This is a genomic window from Granulicella mallensis MP5ACTX8 (assembly GCF_000178955.2).
Taxonomy (GTDB): domain Bacteria; phylum Acidobacteriota; class Terriglobia; order Terriglobales; family Acidobacteriaceae; genus Granulicella; species Granulicella mallensis.
In genome coordinates this window covers 5,805,972-5,822,551 of sequence record NC_016631.1, presented here as the reverse complement: position 1 = coordinate 5,822,551, position 16,580 = coordinate 5,805,972, and the positions used below count along the sequence as shown (strand labels likewise).

The window sequence follows — 16,580 nt, the reverse complement described above, 5'->3', positions numbered from 1 at the left end:
AAGTGGGTGTTGAGGGCAAGGCCGGAGGACCAGATAGAGCAGCCGGCCACCAGGTTTATGTGCATCGTGGAGACGGCGCGCTTTTGCGCGGGATATTTGCCGGTTCTGGCGGAGCCGAGGATTCTCTGGTCGTAGTTTGCATGGGATCAGGGTGAGACGTTGGTAGAGCTTTTGCAAGAAGCTGTCGGGTATTTTAGGGGAGCCTTTTTATGTTGACGCGTTTCAAGTGTTGTACCGTATGGGTCGTAATGCTGCTGGTGCTTGCCAGCGTTTGTCATGTAGCTCGGGCGCAGACGGTAACAGGGTCTATTCGCGGCCTCGTTGTGGATCAGAGCGGAGCGGCTGTTGCAGACGCAAAGATTATGGCTCGCAATGTCGATACCAACGTCGTGACGACTACCCGCACAGACCGCAGCGGCACCTATAACCTTCAGGTTTTGCCCATCGGCACCTATGTGGTTTCAGCTACCAAACCTGGCTTCAGTGTTACCGCGGATCGTCCCTTCACCCTGGAGATCGACCAGATCGCCAAGATCGACTTAAAGCTCCAGGTCGGCGAAGTTACTACGACCGTCGATGTCGCTGCCGACTCCGGTTCTGTGCTCCAGACCCAGGACTCCGCCCTTGGCACTACGATCACCGCGAACACTCTGGAAAGTCTTCCGCTGAGCGGTCAGAATTTCTCTGCGGCGACGATGTTCGTAGCTGGTGCGGTCAATCCTACCTATGACCTCGTCGGCGGCACGAATGGAACAGAGCGAGACCTGACCCCTACTTCGATCCCTTCTTTCAACGGCAATCGGCAGCAGACCAATAATTACGTTCTTGATGGCGTCGAAATCAACGAAACACTGAACAATGTCATCGGCTACAACCCCGCGCCTGAGGCTCTGCAGGAGATTCGCGTCATTACCGGCAATGCCAGTGCCGAGTATGGCAACGTCAATGGTGGCGAAGTCATTATGGTGACCAAAGGGGGAACGAATAAGTTCCACGGCAGCCTGTACTCGTTTTATGAGAACCAGGACCTGACGGCGAACCTCTGGAGCAATAACTACAACCACACCCCCAAAGGTTTCTTTCATCAGAACCAGTTCGGCGCAACGTTCGGCGGTCCGATTTATAAAGATAAGCTCTTCTTCTTTGTGGACTATGAAGGCTACAGAAACAGCGCCGGAGGCTCTGCAACGGCTACCGTGCCAACCGCCAGGATGCGCACTGGCGATTTCTCCGAATTCCTGGGATCAGGAAATACAGGCCTTCTTCCGGCCAACTATGTGCAGTTCTATGACACGCACAATGGACTTACTCCTGCAACGCCGTACGTCAATAATCAGATTCCGATTCTCAACCCTGTAGCGAAGTTCCTGTTCGCGCATCCAGAGATCTATCCTTTGCCGAACCACGCTCTTTCTTCTCCAACATCATCGCCCGACTCAGGAAACTATATCGGCTCTTCCAAGACGGTCACGGTCAACAACCAGGGTGATACGCGCATCGACTACGTCCTGGGAACGAAAGACAGCATCAACGCTCGCTTCTCCATGGGAGATGCCTGGGACGCGACTCCGAAGACTGTGTTGCCCATTACCTTTCCTGGAGGGAACGAGTACCCCTTCATCGGTGGAGTGATCAACGAAGTCCACACCTTCACGAGCGCACTACAGAACGAGTTCCGTGCCGGCTACACGCGCGTAGCGTGGCTTCAGGGCGCTCCGATCGACTCCACGGGTCTATTTGGCACGTCCGGCAATGCGACCGTCGGCATTCCCTTTGCCGACCAGCCTTATTCCGGCTTCAGTCTGATGAACTTCTCCAGCTCTGAGAGCAACATCGGAACCAAGGGCGCGGGCACGACTTATTACGACAACACCTTCGACTACGGCGACAACGTGGTCTGGTTGCGCGGCAAACACATCATCAAGGTCGGTGCTGAGATTCTTCGCTATCAGCAGAACAACTACTATCCCAGCACCAATGGTGTTCTCGGACAGTTCTCCTACAACGGAGCTTTTACCAAGAATGCGACCGCTGCCGTTGTAGGGGGACCCAAAACTACCGGCTATGGTTATGCGGACTTTGTTCTGGACGACTCGTCGTCACAGGGCGTGAGTGGTGTCTCCGGCCGTGTTGGACAGCGTCAATACCGCCTGGCGTTCTACGCACAGGATGACTGGAAGATCCTGCCAAACCTTACCCTGAATCTGGGTCTTCGTTATGGCTACGACCAGCCCATCTACGAGGTCAACAACAAGGAAGTTAACGTCAATACCGACAATCCTGCCTCCTGCCCGAACTGCCTGGAGTTTGCAGGACAGAACGGCAATAGTCGTGCCCTGTATAACCCTTTCTATGCTGGTTGGATGCCTCGTATCGGCTTCGCCTATCAGATGAATCCGGGCGTGGTTATCCGCGGCGGCTATGGCATTACCGACGACCTCGAAGGCACGGGAGCCAATCTCCGTCTCTCGCAGAATGCTCCCTTTATTTTCCAGTTTTCGAACACGGGTTTGACGCCGACCGCAACCTCTGGAGGAACGCCGACTCCGGTTGAGAACGGATTTGCTCAGGCTCCGGGCAACGTTCAAGTCTCCAGCACGCGCTACGAAGCCTGGTCTCATCGGCTGCGCCCGGCTCTGATCCAGCAGTTCAACCTCACGACTCAGTTTCTGCTCAACAGCAATACCTCCGCCCAGATTGCCTATGTCGGACAGTTGGGGCAGCACCTGATCGTTCCCGAGAACATCAATCAATACACGACACCGAATGTGCCGTCTTCGAGCCCGTACTTCAATCTCGTTGGCGCAGGAGGCCTCGTCTATCTCACGCAGTCCGAGGGCTACTCGAACTACAACGCGATGCAGACGACGATTCGCCACCAGCAGAACAATGGGCTGGAGTACACCTTCAACTACACCTGGTCCAAATCCATGACCAACAATCCGGGGTTCTACGGTGTTACTGGTGTGGATGGTGCAAGCGTATTCCCGCAAAACGTCTATGATCCGCATGGAGATTACGGTGTCTCGGGTTTCGATACACGGAATGCGGTCAACTTTACGGCTGTCTACCAACTGCCTTTTGGACATGGCAGGCAGTTTGGCGCTCACTGGAACCGCGTGCTGGATGAAGCGATCGGCGGTTGGAAGCTCTCCGGAGACGCCATCCTGTACTCCGGTTTCCCGGTGACGATCACCAGCACGAACGTATCCAACACCAACAACTCCACGGCCCGTGCCAATCAATACGGTCCGTTGATTGTTCGGAACCGCAGCCTGCTCCACTGGTTTGGTACCGATCCTTCTGCGGTCCCATGCACGGGCGCACAGGTCGTCAATGGTGTAAGACAGCCATGCGCCTATGGCCCGGACCTTACCAACACGTTCGGCACCGCTCGTGTAAACACTGAGCGAGCGCCGGGATACCGCATCATCGATATGTCCCTGTTCAAAGAGTTCAGGACCTATAAGGAGCAGGTCATCCTGTTCCGCGTAGATGCCTTCAATGCGTTCAATATCGTGAGCTATGCAGAACCGGCAGCCTCCGTGAGCAGCACTACTTTCGGTCAGATCACGGCCTCGCTTTCCCCTGCAAGACAGTTCCAATTCTCGGCCAAATACCGCTTCTAAGGCAGGATTGAGGTCGGTATACATTCCAGGGCGTCCGCTTCGGCGGGCGCCCTTTTTCCGTTGGATGGCCCCTGGCGCCTCTCAGGGCCGGATTTCGACGGCTGGATGTTCGCCTTTGGCCGGGGAGGGATGTGCAGGTAGAATAGACAGGTTCCGCCTAACCGATTCATTTCGGCTCTGATGGAACGACCGGAGTGTGCCAAATCTGCTCGCAAACCTCGCGAGTGTGTGCGGTGAAACAGCCGGTCGTCGGGCGTCCGGCGCATCCTGAAAAGGGGCGCAAGGCGGGTCCGGCTATCTGACTCAAGGAGCTTCACGCTTTGTCTACATCAACCGACCGTTTTCTCTTCACCAGTGAGTCTGTTACCGAAGGCCATCCCGATAAGATCGCCGATCAGATTTCAGACGCGATTCTCGACGCCTGCCTCGCACAGGACCCCTACAGCCGTGTAGCCTGCGAAACCCTGACCTGCACCGGCCTCGTCGTTGTTGCCGGTGAGATCACCACGAAGGCCTATGTTGATTTCCAGACAGTGGTGCGCGATACGGTCAAGGAAATCGGCTATGACGACGCGCTCAAGGGCTTCGACTCGAACACCTGCGCGGTGATTTCGACCATCAACCGCCAGTCGCCCGACATCGCTCAGGGCGTGGATACCGGCGGCGCCGGCGACCAGGGCATGATGTTCGGCTACGCCACCAACGAGACCCCGGAGCTGATGCCGACACCGATCTCGCTGGCGCACAAGCTGGCACTGAAGCTCAGCGAAGTCCGCAAGTCGGGCAAGATGGGTTATCTGCGGCCTGACGGCAAGAGCCAGGTCACCGTGGAGTATGACTCCAACCACAAGCCGGTTCGTGTGGATGCGGTCGTCATCTCGACCCAGCACGCTGAGGAAGTCGGCAACGAGCAGTTGCGCGCCGAGGTTCTGGAGCACGTGATCCAGGCCGTTATCCCCGCCGAGTTGCTGGATGCGGACACCAAGTACCACATCAACCCGACGGGCCGCTTCGTAATCGGTGGACCGATGGGCGACTCCGGCCTGACCGGACGCAAGATCATCGTCGACACCTACGGCGGCATGGGCCGTCATGGCGGCGGAGCGTTCTCGGGTAAGGATTCGACCAAGGTCGATCGCTCGGCCGCATACATGGCGCGCTACATCGCGAAGAACATCGTGGCCTCCGGCCTCGCGGACCGTTGCGAGGTGCAGTTGGCCTACGCGATCGGTGTGGCCGATCCGGTCAGCATTCGTGTGGACACCTTTGGAACAGGCAAGATCGGCGAGCCGCGTCTGGTTGAGCTGGTGCGCGAGAACTTCAAGCTGACGCCGAAGGGCATCATCGAGAGCCTGGACCTGCGCCGTCCGATCTTCAAGAAGACCGCAGCTTATGGCCACTTCGGCCGTACCGGCGACACCTTCACCTGGGAAGCCACCGACAAGGCAGCCGCACTGAAGGCTGGTGCTGTAGCCGAGTTGGCAGCGAAGTAGATCTTCCAGCAGAAAATGCAGACGGGCGAGCCGGAAGGTTCGCCCGTTTGCTATTTTGCCTGTACAGCCTCAAACGCGACGAACGCATCTAGCTAAATAAGGCGACGTGTGTGTGTCCCGCAATCTGAAATACCGTCGCGGGGGGCCTTCGCTATGTTTCTCAAATCTGAGTTCGATATCCAGTTCCATCTTCCTGAAGCGACGCCGATGCTCGCCTTGCTGCACGTGCATCCGTCTCTTGAATCGGGGCTGATGACCGGAGATGCCCTCAGGGTGGAACACCTCGAAGGTGAAGCTCCCACCGAGCTTTTGGTCGAAGAGTTTCTCGATGCCTTCGGCAATCGCTGCTCGCGGTTTGCTGCGCCAGCCGGGCGGATTCGTCTCAGCGGTTGCAATACTCTTTCGGTAGACGCCGAGCCAGACGCACAGCCTGTCCTTGCGCGGCAGAGCCCGGTCGAAGATCTGCCGCCAGAGGTGTTGCAGTTTCTTCTGGCCAGCCGCTACTGCCAGGTCGACCTTTTTGGCGGCGTTGCGCAGGACCTCTTCGGCTACACGCTTCCGGGATGGCAACGGGTTGCGGCGATTCGCGATTGGGTGAATTGGAAGGTCGCGTTCAACTATCAGACCGCGCGCTCGACCAAGACGGCGATGGATGTCTTTACGGAACGCGTGGGCGTCTGCCGCGACTTTCAGCATCTTGCGATTACGCTGACGCGCTGCATGAATATTCCCGCGCGTTACGTGATGGGGCAGCTTGGAGACATTCGCATTCCCTACACGGGACCGGGTGACTTCCATGCGTGGTATCAGGTATGGCTCGATGGCAGATGGTGGAATGTGGACGCACGCCATAACAAGCCTCGTCCCGGACGTGTGCTGATGGCGGTCGGTCGCGACGCAGCCGATGTCGCGATCACGACCAGTTTCGGACGTGCGGACCTCAAGCACTTTTACGTGGAGTCGAACGAACTCGACGAGCAGGGCAATCTGGTGCCACTGCCAGGCGGCAGGCCGGCAAAGGTCGAAACGCCAGGAGTATAAGAAGTTTGCCTGCAATGCTCGGAGTGTGGCGCCGCGCGTCCACGTTGCAGGATACTTACATGGCGACGACAAGTTGGACAACAGCGACGATAACGGGAATCGAAGACATGGGTAAGACCAACAAGGGGAACGGCAAAGCAAGCGTGCCTTCGGTGTTTGCGGGCAAGGCCTGGCAGCAGGTGCTGGCGCGGGATGCGTCGGCCGACGGGCAGTTTGTGTATGCGGTTAAATCGACGGGCGTCTATTGCCGTCCGAGCTGCCCGAGCCGCAGGCCCGAGCGCAAGAACGTCAGCTTCTTCCCCAATGCCTCTACGGCTGAAGCAGCAGGCTTTCGCGCGTGCCTGCGCTGCGAGCCGCAAACCGTTGCTCCTAAGGCCGATCCGCAGGCAGAAGCGATTGCGGCTGCCGCCGACTTTCTGAGTGAACACGCAGGCCAGCGCACGTCGCTTGAAGACCTTGCGGCTGCAGCTGGTGTTGGTAAGTTTGCGGTGCTGCGTGGATTCAAGCGGGTGCTCGGTGTAACTCCCGGTGAGTTCGCCCGGGCACAGCGTAAGGAGCGCTTCCGCGAAGAGGTACGTACGCCGCGCAACTCGCGCTCGCCGGTGACGGACGCAGTTTATGCAGCAGGATTCGGTTCGTCGAGCCGAGTGTACGAAGATGCCGATGCAACGCTGGGCATGACTCCGACGGCGATGAAGGAAGGCGGCGCGGGCGAGACGATTCGTTATGCCATCGCGGATTCGCCCCTGGGGCGAGTTCTGGTCGCTGCAACGGATCTTGGCTTGTGCGCGGTGTTGTTTGCGGACTCCGATGTAGAAGCGGCGGTCGAACTGCGCGAGCGGTTTCCGCAGGCTGTTCTGCGGCGCGATGATAAAGAACTGACCGAGGCTGTCAGCTTCGTGCTGGCTCGTCTCGACGAGAACGCCAACGCCGCAACGCTGCCGTTTCATGTGCGGGCGACGGCGTTTCAGCAGCGTGTGTGGCGTGCCTTGACCGAGATTCCTCGCGGCGAGACGCGCACCTACGCCCAGATCGCCGAGGCGGTGGGGTCTCCAAAGGCGGTGAGGGCTGTCGGCACCGCGTGTGGAGCGAATCCGCTGGCCGTGGTGGTGCCGTGCCATCGCGTGGTCGGGGCGGATGGAAAGCTCACTGGGTATCGTTGGGGGACTGCGCGGAAGAAGAAGTTGCTGGAGATCGAGAAGGCGATTTGAAGCGGTGGTGCTCCTGGTACTTAAGCGGGGTTTTTGTCAGCGTAGAGCCATGAGGTATTGAGCGACGAATTCCTCGTTGCTGGATACCTCATGGCTCTATGCTGGACAAAATCCATGTTGGGACAGGAGAGGGTACTTGAGGGACTTTCGGTACCTGGACGTGTGGCACAAAGCGCACGCCTTTACGCTGAACGTGTATCGCATCTCGGAGACATTTCCCAAGACGGAAACCTTTGGATTGGCAGCGACGCTGCGCCGTGGAGCCGCCCATCTAACGATGAAGATTGCTGAAGGTTGCGGCGCGATGAGCATGCCGAGTACATTCATGCCTTGCAGCAGGCGCGGGCGATGGGTGTCGAGATCGAGTATCAGCTTCTGCTGGCCCGCGATCTCCAGTTCCTCGAACCGGCAACCTATGACACCCTGCAGCATGACGTGATCGAGGTCCGCAAGATGCTTTCCGGCGTGATTAAAGCACCGCAGAGAGTGTCCGCTTGATATCCTATAGGTCGGTTTCTAAGGAGAACAGATGGCGACAGCGATATTGGATCAGGCAACAACAGCGTACAAGGTAGCGGACATCAGTCTGGCAGAGTGGGGACGCAAAGAGCTCACCATCGCCGAAGCTGAGATGCCTGGTCTGATGTCGATTCGTCGCAAGTATGCGCCGAGCCAACCTCTCAAGGGTGTACGGATCACCGGCTCCCTGCACATGACCATTCAGACGGGCGTGCTGATCGAGACCCTTGTTGCTCTTGGCGCCGTAGTGCGCTGGGCAAGCTGCAACATCTTCTCCACGCAGGACCACGCGGCGGCGGCCATTGCCGCGGCCGGTGTCCCGGTCTTTGCCTGGAAGGGCGAGACGCTCGAGGAGTACTGGTGGTGCACCGATCAGGCTCTGCGCCATGAAGGTGGCCTGGGGCCGCAGCTCGTCGTCGACGACGGCGGCGATGTGACCCTGCTCATCCACAAGGGCTATGAGCTTGAGGATGGTGACCGCAGCTTCGTTGACGGCAAGGCTGGCTCGGTTGAAGAAGAGGTCATCCAGAAGCTGCTCAAGAGCGTGCTCGCTGAAGATTCGCAGCGCTGGCACAACGTTGCCAAGGAGTGGCGTGGCGTCTCGGAAGAGACGACCACCGGCGTTCATCGCCTCTACAAGATGATGGAGCAGGGCAAGCTGCTGGTGCCGGCCATCAACGTGAACGACTCGGTGACCAAGAGCAAGTTCGACAATCTGTACGGCTGCCGCGAGTCGCTGGTCGACGGCATCAAGCGTGCAACGGATGTAATGGTTGCGGGCAAGGTGGCTGTGGTTTGCGGTTATGGCGATGTGGGTAAGGGGTCGGCAGCTTCTCTGCGCGGACTCGGCGCGCGCGTTATCGTCACAGAGGTCGATCCGATCAATGCTCTCCAGGCTGCGATGGAAGGCTATGAGGTCACGACGATCGAAGAGACGCTGGGCCGCGGAGACATCTATGTCACCTGCACCGGCAACCTCGACATCATCACGCTGGAGCACATGCGCCAGATGAAGGATCAGGCTATCGTCTGCAACATCGGCCACTTCGACAACGAGATCCAGATGGCGGAGCTCGACGGTGCGAAGGATGCAAAGAAGACCAACATCAAGCCCCAGGTCGATCAGTACACCTTCGACACAGGCAACTCGATCTTCGTTCTCGCCGAAGGCCGCCTGGTAAACCTGGGCTGTGCGACGGGGCATCCGAGCTTCGTAATGTCCAACAGCTTCAGCAACCAGACGCTTGCGCAGCTCGATCTCTGGGCCAACAAGGACACCTACAAGGTGGGTGTGTATGTTCTGCCGAAGAAGCTGGACGAAGAGGTCGCACGTCTGCACCTGGAGAAGATCGGCGTGAAGCTGACGACGCTCTCCAAGAAGCAGGCGGATTACCTGAGTGTGCCGGTCGAAGGACCCTACAAGTCGGATCACTACAGGTACTAAAGGCAGAGTGTAGAGGATAGAGTGTAGACAAAAAGCCGAAGCCACTGAGAGTTCAGTGGCTTCGGCTTTTCTCTATCCTCTACACTCTGTTTTATTGATCGTAGTCGTCGGCGACGACGGCTTGAACACCTGGTGCTGTTGCGACCGGCTGGTCGATGAATACGATGGTGCGGGCGGAGCCGGAGGTGTATGTGACCTGGGTGCTGGTATGGAGCGTGACCGTCGTTGGCACGGGCGTTGTGCCTGCGGGTAGGACGGCAATCGCGTAGGTGCCGGCAGGGACGTTGATGTAGCCTGAGTTGCTGTTGAAGTCGATATTGGTTGCCACTGGCGAGGTGGCCGCCAGCTTGCCGCCGCTGGGGATGAGGTAGACGTCCACGGGTCCTACATGCGTAGCCTGCTGGACAAAGCGCAGCGAGACTTCACCGGCGGGTGCGGGCTGCGACTGGTCCTGCAGGACGGTCTCCTGCATATTGGCGAGGCTGTTGCCCACGATCACCGTGTATTGCCTGGTGCTGCCGAAGGTGGCCTTAGCCGAGACGAGCGTCTGATTGGTGTTGGCTTTGGCTGAGGAGAGCGTATAGGCTCCGGCGGGCAGCGGTACGTAGGAGGTCACCGTGCCGAAGCCGAGATTGTAGGCCAGGCCAGAGCTGTTCTGGTAGAAGTCCTGGGCCGGTGAGTCGGGTGTGGCAACGATCACGCGAACCTGTGCGGCGTGCGTGGCATTGATATCGATACTCTGGCAACCGGACAGGCCAAGGCCCGCCAGCAGCAACACGAGTGCGCTGCGCCGGGGTACCGGTCTTCCAGGATGAGGCGATGTCGTGGCCATCAGTCAAAGGTCCAGTCGCGAACAGACTCCAGCGCAGAGGGAGGACTCCCTCCACTCTATCCGATTCTGGGCGAAATTGGCGTTGTTTTGAACGGGCGGGGCTGAAATCCCACCCGTTCAAAACTGGGCCCATCCGGACTATTTGCCGGGCTTTTTAGCGATGATCTGGCTGGCGATCTTGTTGTAGGTCGCCTGCGGCAGGATGCCCTTTGTAACAAGCTGATTCTTTGCGGTATAGGGACGTCCTGCGATGATGCGCTTGGCATAGGCGTCGCCGACTCCTGTCAGAGCCTTGAGCTGGTCGGCGGTGGCGGTGTTGATGTCCAGCAGATCCGTGCTGGCGGTGGCGGACGATGCAGGCTTGGCCTGCGGTGCGGCGGCAGGCTGCGCCAGCGAGAAGGTAGCGGCAGTGGCGAGGGCGACAATAGCTGCGATTCGACGGAAGGTGCGCATCGTGAGGTCTCTCCGGAACTGAGTTGATGGTGCTGGTCGTCCAGCATACTGGGAAACTGTATCCGGCGAAAGACAGTCCGTTAAAAATATGAGATTCTGGCTGCGAACCAATCGAGGGATAGCGCGATGCGCTTTTTGAGCGGGACTATGGTCCAGGCAGCCTGCCTGGCCGCCACGGTAGCCATGCGAGGACAAGATACTGGCGCGGCTGCGGGTGGTGCCTCGACTTCAAATCAGACACCGCCAAACAAAACTGTTCGGATTGCCGGCGGAGTGATTGCAGGCCATATTCAGACGCTTATCCCGCCGGCCTATCCTCCGGAGGCGAAGGCTGCGGGAGTGGGTGGCACGGTTATCCTGCACGCGGTTATTGGTCAGGACGGAAAGATTCAGTTGCTAAAGGTGGTCTCTGGGCCCGATCTGCTCCAACAGGCAGCGCTCGACGCTGTTCGCCAATGGACGTACAAACCCTATCTCCTGAACGGTCAACCGATCTCGGTGGATACCACGATCATGGTCAACTTCAACCTGAACAAGCCTAAACCGGTATCTCCATCCGAGATGAATCCGTAAGCTACACCGTCGCCAGGACAGCTTTTCCTCTGCCTGCTTCGATCTTCACAATCTGTCCGTCGCGCATATATAGGATGCGGTCGGCGATCTGTGCGGCTTCGGGGTTGTGGGTGATCATCAGCACGGTCTGGTTCATCTCGCGGCTGGAAGCCCGCAGCATCTCCAGGACGGCATCGGAGTTCACGGTATCGAGGTTGCCGGTGGGTTCATCGGCCAGCAGAATCGCGGGACGCGTGATGAGCGCGCGAGCGATGGCTACACGCTGCTGCTCACCGCCTGAAAGTTCATTCGGACGGTGTTGCAGGCGTCCCTGGATGTTCAGCAGCTTGGAGAGATGGTCGAGCAGTTCATGATCGAAGGGTTTGCCGGAGTCGGAGATATCGTGCGCCAGCTCGATGTTGGCTGCGGCTGAGATCGTCGGCAGCAGGTTGAAGCGCTGAAAGACAAAGCCGATGTGGGCGCGGCGCAGCTTGGTGCGTTCGGAGTCGGAGAGCCGCGAAAAGTCATGGCCCTGGATCAACAGGGAACCGGAGGTCGGGGAGGTAAGGCCGCCGAGGACATAGAAGAGCGTCGACTTGCCCGAACCTGAAGGTCCAACGATAGCGACGAACTCGCCTGGATCGACAGTAAAGCTGACATCGCGAAGAGCAGGGACGGCAAGTTTGCCGGAGCGGTACGTCTTGCCGAGGTGGCTGGCTTCGATGATCGGTTTCACAGGCTTAAGTTTAGCGCAGAGGCGTTTTTGTCGTTGTTGTCGTCTGGCCGTACACTCGAAAACGCGGAGGCTGGCACTATATGGTCATTGGCATTGGGACGGACATGATCGAAATCGAGCGCATCCAGCGCAGCGTTGAGCGCTTTGGGGAAGCCTTCCTGCAGCGCGTCTTTACCCCGGGCGAGGTCGTTTACTGCACGAGGAAGAAACATGCGGCTGAGAGCCTCGCGGCCCGATTCGCGGCCAAAGAGGCGGGGGCCAAGGCCCTGGGTACGGGAATCAGCCGCGGCGTGAGCTGGCGCGAGTTCGAGGTGAAACGCGAGCCTGGACAGCGGCCCGAACTGTATCTGAGCGGCCGTGCCGAGGAGATTGCACGCGCCCTGGGGATACGGCGTCTGTCGCTGAGCCTGACTCATTCCCGGGAACTTTCGATGGCGGTTGTGATTGCCGAAGATTAGCTCGCATCCTCTTCGCAGTGCATCTCATCCAAAAAAGACCGCTGCCGCTGCTACGATAAAGGAAATTATCCGCGCATCCGCCAAGTCCATTCGTCCAGTCGGCAGTAGCCAGCGGTTGTCATGCGAGGAGTGCCATGCCGAGTCAGCAGGAAGTAAAGTGGTCACAGTTGAAGGTAGGGTTGATCGTGCTTATCTCGGTCACGCTGCTGTGCACCCTGCTGTTTCTGATGACCAGCGCCTCGGGCATGAGCCCCTTCAGCAAGAAGCTGATGGTCAAGACCTTCTTCCAGAACTCCGGCGGCCTGAAGGTGGGAGCTCCGGTCAGCCTGGAGGGCGTGACCATCGGTGAGGTGAAGAAGGTGTTGATCTCCACCGACCCGGCGCGCAAGCTTACGCCGGTCTTCGTGCTGATGCGGCTGGACCCGAAGTTTATCGGCAGCCTGCACAAGGACTCAAGAGCCTCGTTGTCGACGGTGGGCGTGCTCGGCGACACGGTGGTGGATATCAACAGCCAGTCGGCCAATGGGCCGGAGTTGCAGGATGGCGATGAGTTGAAGACGCTCGAAACGCCCAACCTGATGGATGTGGTGAAGGCCAGCCAGGGCACGATCGAGAGCGTGAATGTCATTCTGTCGAAGCTGGACCACATCGTCGACACCATCCAGAGTGGGCAGGGTTCTGTCGGCAAGCTGATCAAGGACCCCGAGCTTTACAACAAGGCTACGCAAACGATCGACGAACTCCACACCCTGACGGCGAACATCAATGAGGGCAAGGGTTCTGTCGGCAAGCTGATGCATGACGACCAGCTCTACGACCGGCTGAACGATACGGCTGCGAAGCTCGACACGATTGCCAGCAACCTGAACGCGGGCAAGGGGTCGGCAGGGAAGCTGCTCAACGACGACCAGCTCTACAACAATCTGAACTCGACGCTGGCACATACGAACTCGCTGCTGGCCGAGGCGGATGCCGGCAAGGGCGGCGTGGGATTGCTGGTGAAGGACCCGGCGTTTGCCCGAAAGCTGAACGATACGGTCACGAACCTGGACGATCTGCTGAAGGGCGTCAACCAGGGGCACGGAACCATCGGCAAGCTGGCGACGGATGATGCGGCCTATACCAACTTGAACAACCTGCTGACGTCGAGCACCGATCTTGTGGGTGCTATCCGCAAGGACCCGAAGAAATACCTGACGATCCACCTGAAGATCTTTTAGCGATATCTGAGCTGTAACAAAAATTTCTCCATAAAATGCCTCTTCTGTCCGAGACATCTCTGCGCGCTCACGCGTAGGATGACCCGCATCTCGCGCTTTGCGTGAAATCGGATCTCCAAAAGGACACGTGATGGCAAATCCCTTCGTACACCTCGAACTCTGCACCCCCGACCTCTCCGCAGCCAAAGAATTCTATGGCAAGCTCTTCAACTGGACCTTTGTGGACAATGACATGGGCGAAGGCATGGTCTACAGCACCTTCAAGCCTGAAAGCGGTCCCGGCGGTGGGATCTTTTCGATGCCCGGTGTCCCTGTCGCCTGGCTTCCCTATGTCGGGGTCGAAGACCTCAAGGCAGCTACCGAAAAGGCCACCTCCCTCGGCGGCAAACTCGTTCGCGGCCCTCAGGAGGTTCCCGGCATGGGTTCGTTCAGCATCCTCATTGACCCTACGGGCGCGACCATCGCTCTCTGGCAGGCGAAGTAGTTGCTGCCAGATAGGGAGCGTCATTAGCTCCCGGAAGAAAATCTTAACGCAGAGGCCGCGATGGCACCCGTAGCGTCCTCTGCGCTAAAGGTTTTCCTGTGCCTGAAGCTGGCGTTGTTTTCACCTGGCTCTCTATTCAGACAATTCTTTGGCAACTTTCCATTCTCTCTGTTCGTACTCGAAACAACCGTTAGCTTCGCTCTATCGAAGAGGACCTTCTCGGAGGTATGCTCTCTGGCATAGCGTTGATTGTTGTCTTTTCAAGGAGTTCCATGCGCACGTTTGTTCCCGCCTGCCTGCTCGCCCTGGCCGCTCCACTGTGTCTGGCCCAGAACCTTGCCAGCGCCGATGCTTCTTCCGGCCCGACCGCTGTTCCCAAGAAACCCATCAGCTTCGATGTCTCGGCTATCGATAAGACCGCCGATCCCTGCACCGACTTCTACCAATACGCCTGCGGCAACTGGAAGAAGGACAATCCTATTCCGGCCGACCAGGTACGCTGGGGACGCTTCAACGAACTCTCCGATCGCAACAACTATCTGCTCTATACCGAGCTGAAGGTTGCTGCCGATGCGCCGAAGACACCGCTGCAGAAGAAGTACGGCGACTACTTTGCCGCCTGCATGAATGTCGCCCTGGTCGATTCGCTTGGCGCCAAGCCCCTGCAGCCTGAACTGGCCATGATTGAAGGGCTCAAGAGCAACAAGGAGCTTGCGGCACTGAACGTCGCGCTCTTCAAGGAGCACGGCGGCGGCGAGCTATTGGGTGTGGGCGTGAGCCAGGACCAGAAGGACTCGAGCAAGCAGATTCTAAGCACTGGCCAGGGCGGGCTTTCGCTGCCCGACCGCGACTACTATCTGAATCCCGACGCGCGTTTTGTGAAGATTCGCGCGCAATACGTCGACCACGTGACGAAGATGTTCGTGCTGCTGGGCGACACTCCCGAAAAGGCGGCTACGGAAGCCGACAATGTGATGCGCATCGAAGTCGCGCTGGCCAAGGGATCGATGGATCGCGTCGAGATGCGCGATCCGGCCAAGCGTTACCACATCATGACTATCGCCGAGATGCAGAAGCTCACCCCGGACTACAACTGGCCGCAGTTTCTTGGGGGTATCGGCATGGGCAGCGTTCCGACGGTCAATGTCAGCTCGCCTGGCTTCTTCACGACTGTGAATACTGTTCTCGACACCGAGAGCCTCTCTTCGCTCAAGAGCTACCTGCGCTGGCACACGCTGCACGGTGCGGCACCGCTGCTCTCCGCTCCGTTCCAGGAAGAGAACTTCGCTTTCTTCAGCGCTACCCTGCAGGGACAAAAAGAGGAGCAGCCGCGTTGGAAGCGCTGCACGCGTCTCACGGACAGCGCTCTCGGCGAGGCCGTTGGCCAGGACTGGGTGAAGCAGAACTTCCCGCCTGATGCCAAGGACAACATGGAGAACCTCGTCCATGCCCTCGAGGCGGCTCTGGCGCAGGACATCGCGCAGCTTCCGTGGATGAGCCCCGAGACCAAGGTGGAGGCTAAGAAGAAACTCGATTCGATCCGCGACAAGATCGGCTATCCCGCGCACTGGCGCGACTACTCGAAGCTCGAGGTCAAGCGCGACGACCTGCTGGGCAACATCCAGCGCAGCGACATCTTCGAGTACAACCGTAACCTTTCCAAGTACGGCAAGCCCGTCGATGAGACGGAGTGGGGCATGACACCGCCGACCGTCAACGCTTACTACAACCCGCCGCAGAACGACATCAACTTTCCCGCCGGCATTCTGCAGCCTCCGTTCTTCGATAACTCGAAGGACCCGGCTGTAAACTTCGGAGCGATCGGCGTGGTGATCGGCCACGAGATGACGCATGGCTTTGACGATCAGGGCGCCAAGTACGACCTGCACGGCAACGTCAACCAGTGGTGGACGAACGACGATCTCGCCAAGTTCAAAGACCGTACCGAGTGCGAGGCCAAGGAGTATGACGGCTTCGAGGTCGCTCCGGGACAAAACCTGAACGGCCATCTGACGCTCGGCGAAAACACCGCCGACAACGGCGGCATCCGCATCGCCTTCCAGGCATTGCAGAGCGTGCTGGCGAAGGAAGGCAAGGATGCCGAAGAGGCGAAGATCGACGGCTATACACCGGCGCAGCGCTTCTTTATCTCCTTCGGCCAGGTGTGGTGCGAGAACAAGACCGAGCAGTCTGCACGCGTGGGCGCCAAGACCGATCCGCACAGCTCCGGACAGTGGCGCGTGAAGGGGGTAGTGCAGAACTTTGATGAGTTCGGCAAGGCCTTCGGTTGCAAGGTCGGCCAGCCCATGATGCCAGCCAGCGGCGGTTGCCGCGTCTGGTAAGAAGCAGGAAACAGCAAACAGGAAGTAGGAAACAGGTAAACGACAGAGGCCGCCGAGTGATCGGCGGTCTTCGTCTTTGCTGTTTCTTGTTTGCCACTTCCTGTTTCCTGCTTCTTTCCTGCTATGAAAATTGGCATAAAGGCCGACTACCTTCTACAATCAGACG

At 58.5% G+C, this 16,580-nt stretch carries 13 protein-coding genes and 1 pseudogene; 11 read left to right on the top strand and 3 right to left on the bottom strand.

All coding sequences use genetic code 11. From position 1 onward, the window contains the following. Positions 1-209 precede the first annotated feature (209 nt). The 6 genes and pseudogenes from ACIX8_RS22605 (at position 210) to ahcY (ending at position 9,337) form a co-directional block, all read left to right on the top strand. The gene (locus ACIX8_RS22605) at positions 210-3,629 is read left to right on the top strand and encodes a TonB-dependent receptor (RefSeq protein WP_014267720.1); all 3,420 of its coding nucleotides are present in this window, start codon (positions 210-212) and stop codon (positions 3,627-3,629) included. Positions 3,630-3,949: 320 nt separating this feature from the next. Next, complete coding sequence (gene metK, locus ACIX8_RS22600) at positions 3,950-5,122, top strand: methionine adenosyltransferase (protein ID WP_014267719.1); 1,173 nt, start codon at positions 3,950-3,952, stop codon at positions 5,120-5,122. A gap of 153 nt (positions 5,123-5,275) precedes the next feature. Continuing rightward, positions 5,276-6,163, top strand: coding sequence for a transglutaminase-like domain-containing protein (locus tag ACIX8_RS22595; RefSeq protein WP_014267718.1), 888 nt, complete (start codon positions 5,276-5,278; stop codon positions 6,161-6,163). A gap of 59 nt (positions 6,164-6,222) precedes the next feature. Continuing rightward, positions 6,223-7,374 (top strand): bifunctional DNA-binding transcriptional regulator/O6-methylguanine-DNA methyltransferase Ada, encoded by a 1,152-nt coding sequence (gene ada, locus ACIX8_RS22590; protein WP_317623992.1) that lies wholly within the window; start codon positions 6,223-6,225, stop codon positions 7,372-7,374. Positions 7,375-7,534: 160 nt separating this feature from the next. Then, a pseudogene (locus ACIX8_RS26665) lies at positions 7,535-7,872 on the top strand (four helix bundle protein). A 31-nt stretch (positions 7,873-7,903) separates the two neighbouring features. Next, positions 7,904-9,337: an adenosylhomocysteinase gene (gene ahcY / locus ACIX8_RS22580; protein WP_014267716.1), complete on the top strand. Its 1,434-nt coding sequence runs from the start codon at positions 7,904-7,906 to the stop codon at positions 9,335-9,337. Positions 9,338-9,428: 91 nt separating this feature from the next. Here ahcY and ACIX8_RS22575 read toward each other — a convergent pair whose 3' ends face one another. Next, positions 9,429-10,169 (bottom strand): DUF4397 domain-containing protein, encoded by a 741-nt coding sequence (locus tag ACIX8_RS22575; protein WP_014267715.1) that lies wholly within the window; start codon positions 10,167-10,169, stop codon positions 9,429-9,431. 138 nt (positions 10,170-10,307) lie between these two features. Next, positions 10,308-10,622, bottom strand: coding sequence for a ComEA family DNA-binding protein (locus ACIX8_RS22570; RefSeq protein WP_014267714.1), 315 nt, complete (start codon positions 10,620-10,622; stop codon positions 10,308-10,310). 147 nt (positions 10,623-10,769) lie between these two features. Here ACIX8_RS22570 and ACIX8_RS22565 point away from each other — a divergent pair, with 147 nt between their 5' ends. Then, positions 10,770-11,195: an energy transducer TonB gene (locus tag ACIX8_RS22565; protein WP_052310681.1), complete on the top strand. Its 426-nt coding sequence runs from the start codon at positions 10,770-10,772 to the stop codon at positions 11,193-11,195. 1 nt (position 11,196) lies between these two features. On the opposite strand, the gene ACIX8_RS22560 is transcribed toward ACIX8_RS22565, so the two are convergent. Next, complete coding sequence (locus tag ACIX8_RS22560) at positions 11,197-11,910, bottom strand: ABC transporter ATP-binding protein (RefSeq protein WP_014267712.1); 714 nt, start codon at positions 11,908-11,910, stop codon at positions 11,197-11,199. 80 nt (positions 11,911-11,990) lie between these two features. Here ACIX8_RS22560 and ACIX8_RS22555 point away from each other — a divergent pair, with 80 nt between their 5' ends. The 4 genes from ACIX8_RS22555 (at position 11,991) to ACIX8_RS22540 (ending at position 16,414) form a co-directional block, all read left to right on the top strand. Continuing rightward, complete coding sequence (locus tag ACIX8_RS22555; RefSeq protein ID WP_014267711.1) at positions 11,991-12,368, top strand: holo-ACP synthase; 378 nt, start codon at positions 11,991-11,993, stop codon at positions 12,366-12,368. 134 nt (positions 12,369-12,502) lie between these two features. Continuing rightward, positions 12,503-13,588, top strand: coding sequence for an MlaD family protein (locus tag ACIX8_RS22550; protein ID WP_014267710.1), 1,086 nt, complete (start codon positions 12,503-12,505; stop codon positions 13,586-13,588). A gap of 130 nt (positions 13,589-13,718) precedes the next feature. Then, positions 13,719-14,072, top strand: a complete 354-nt coding sequence (locus ACIX8_RS22545; protein ID WP_014267709.1) for a VOC family protein — start codon at positions 13,719-13,721, stop codon at positions 14,070-14,072. 272 nt (positions 14,073-14,344) lie between these two features. Continuing rightward, complete coding sequence (locus ACIX8_RS22540; protein ID WP_014267707.1) at positions 14,345-16,414, top strand: M13 family metallopeptidase; 2,070 nt, start codon at positions 14,345-14,347, stop codon at positions 16,412-16,414. The last annotated feature ends 166 nt before the right edge of the window (positions 16,415-16,580 follow it).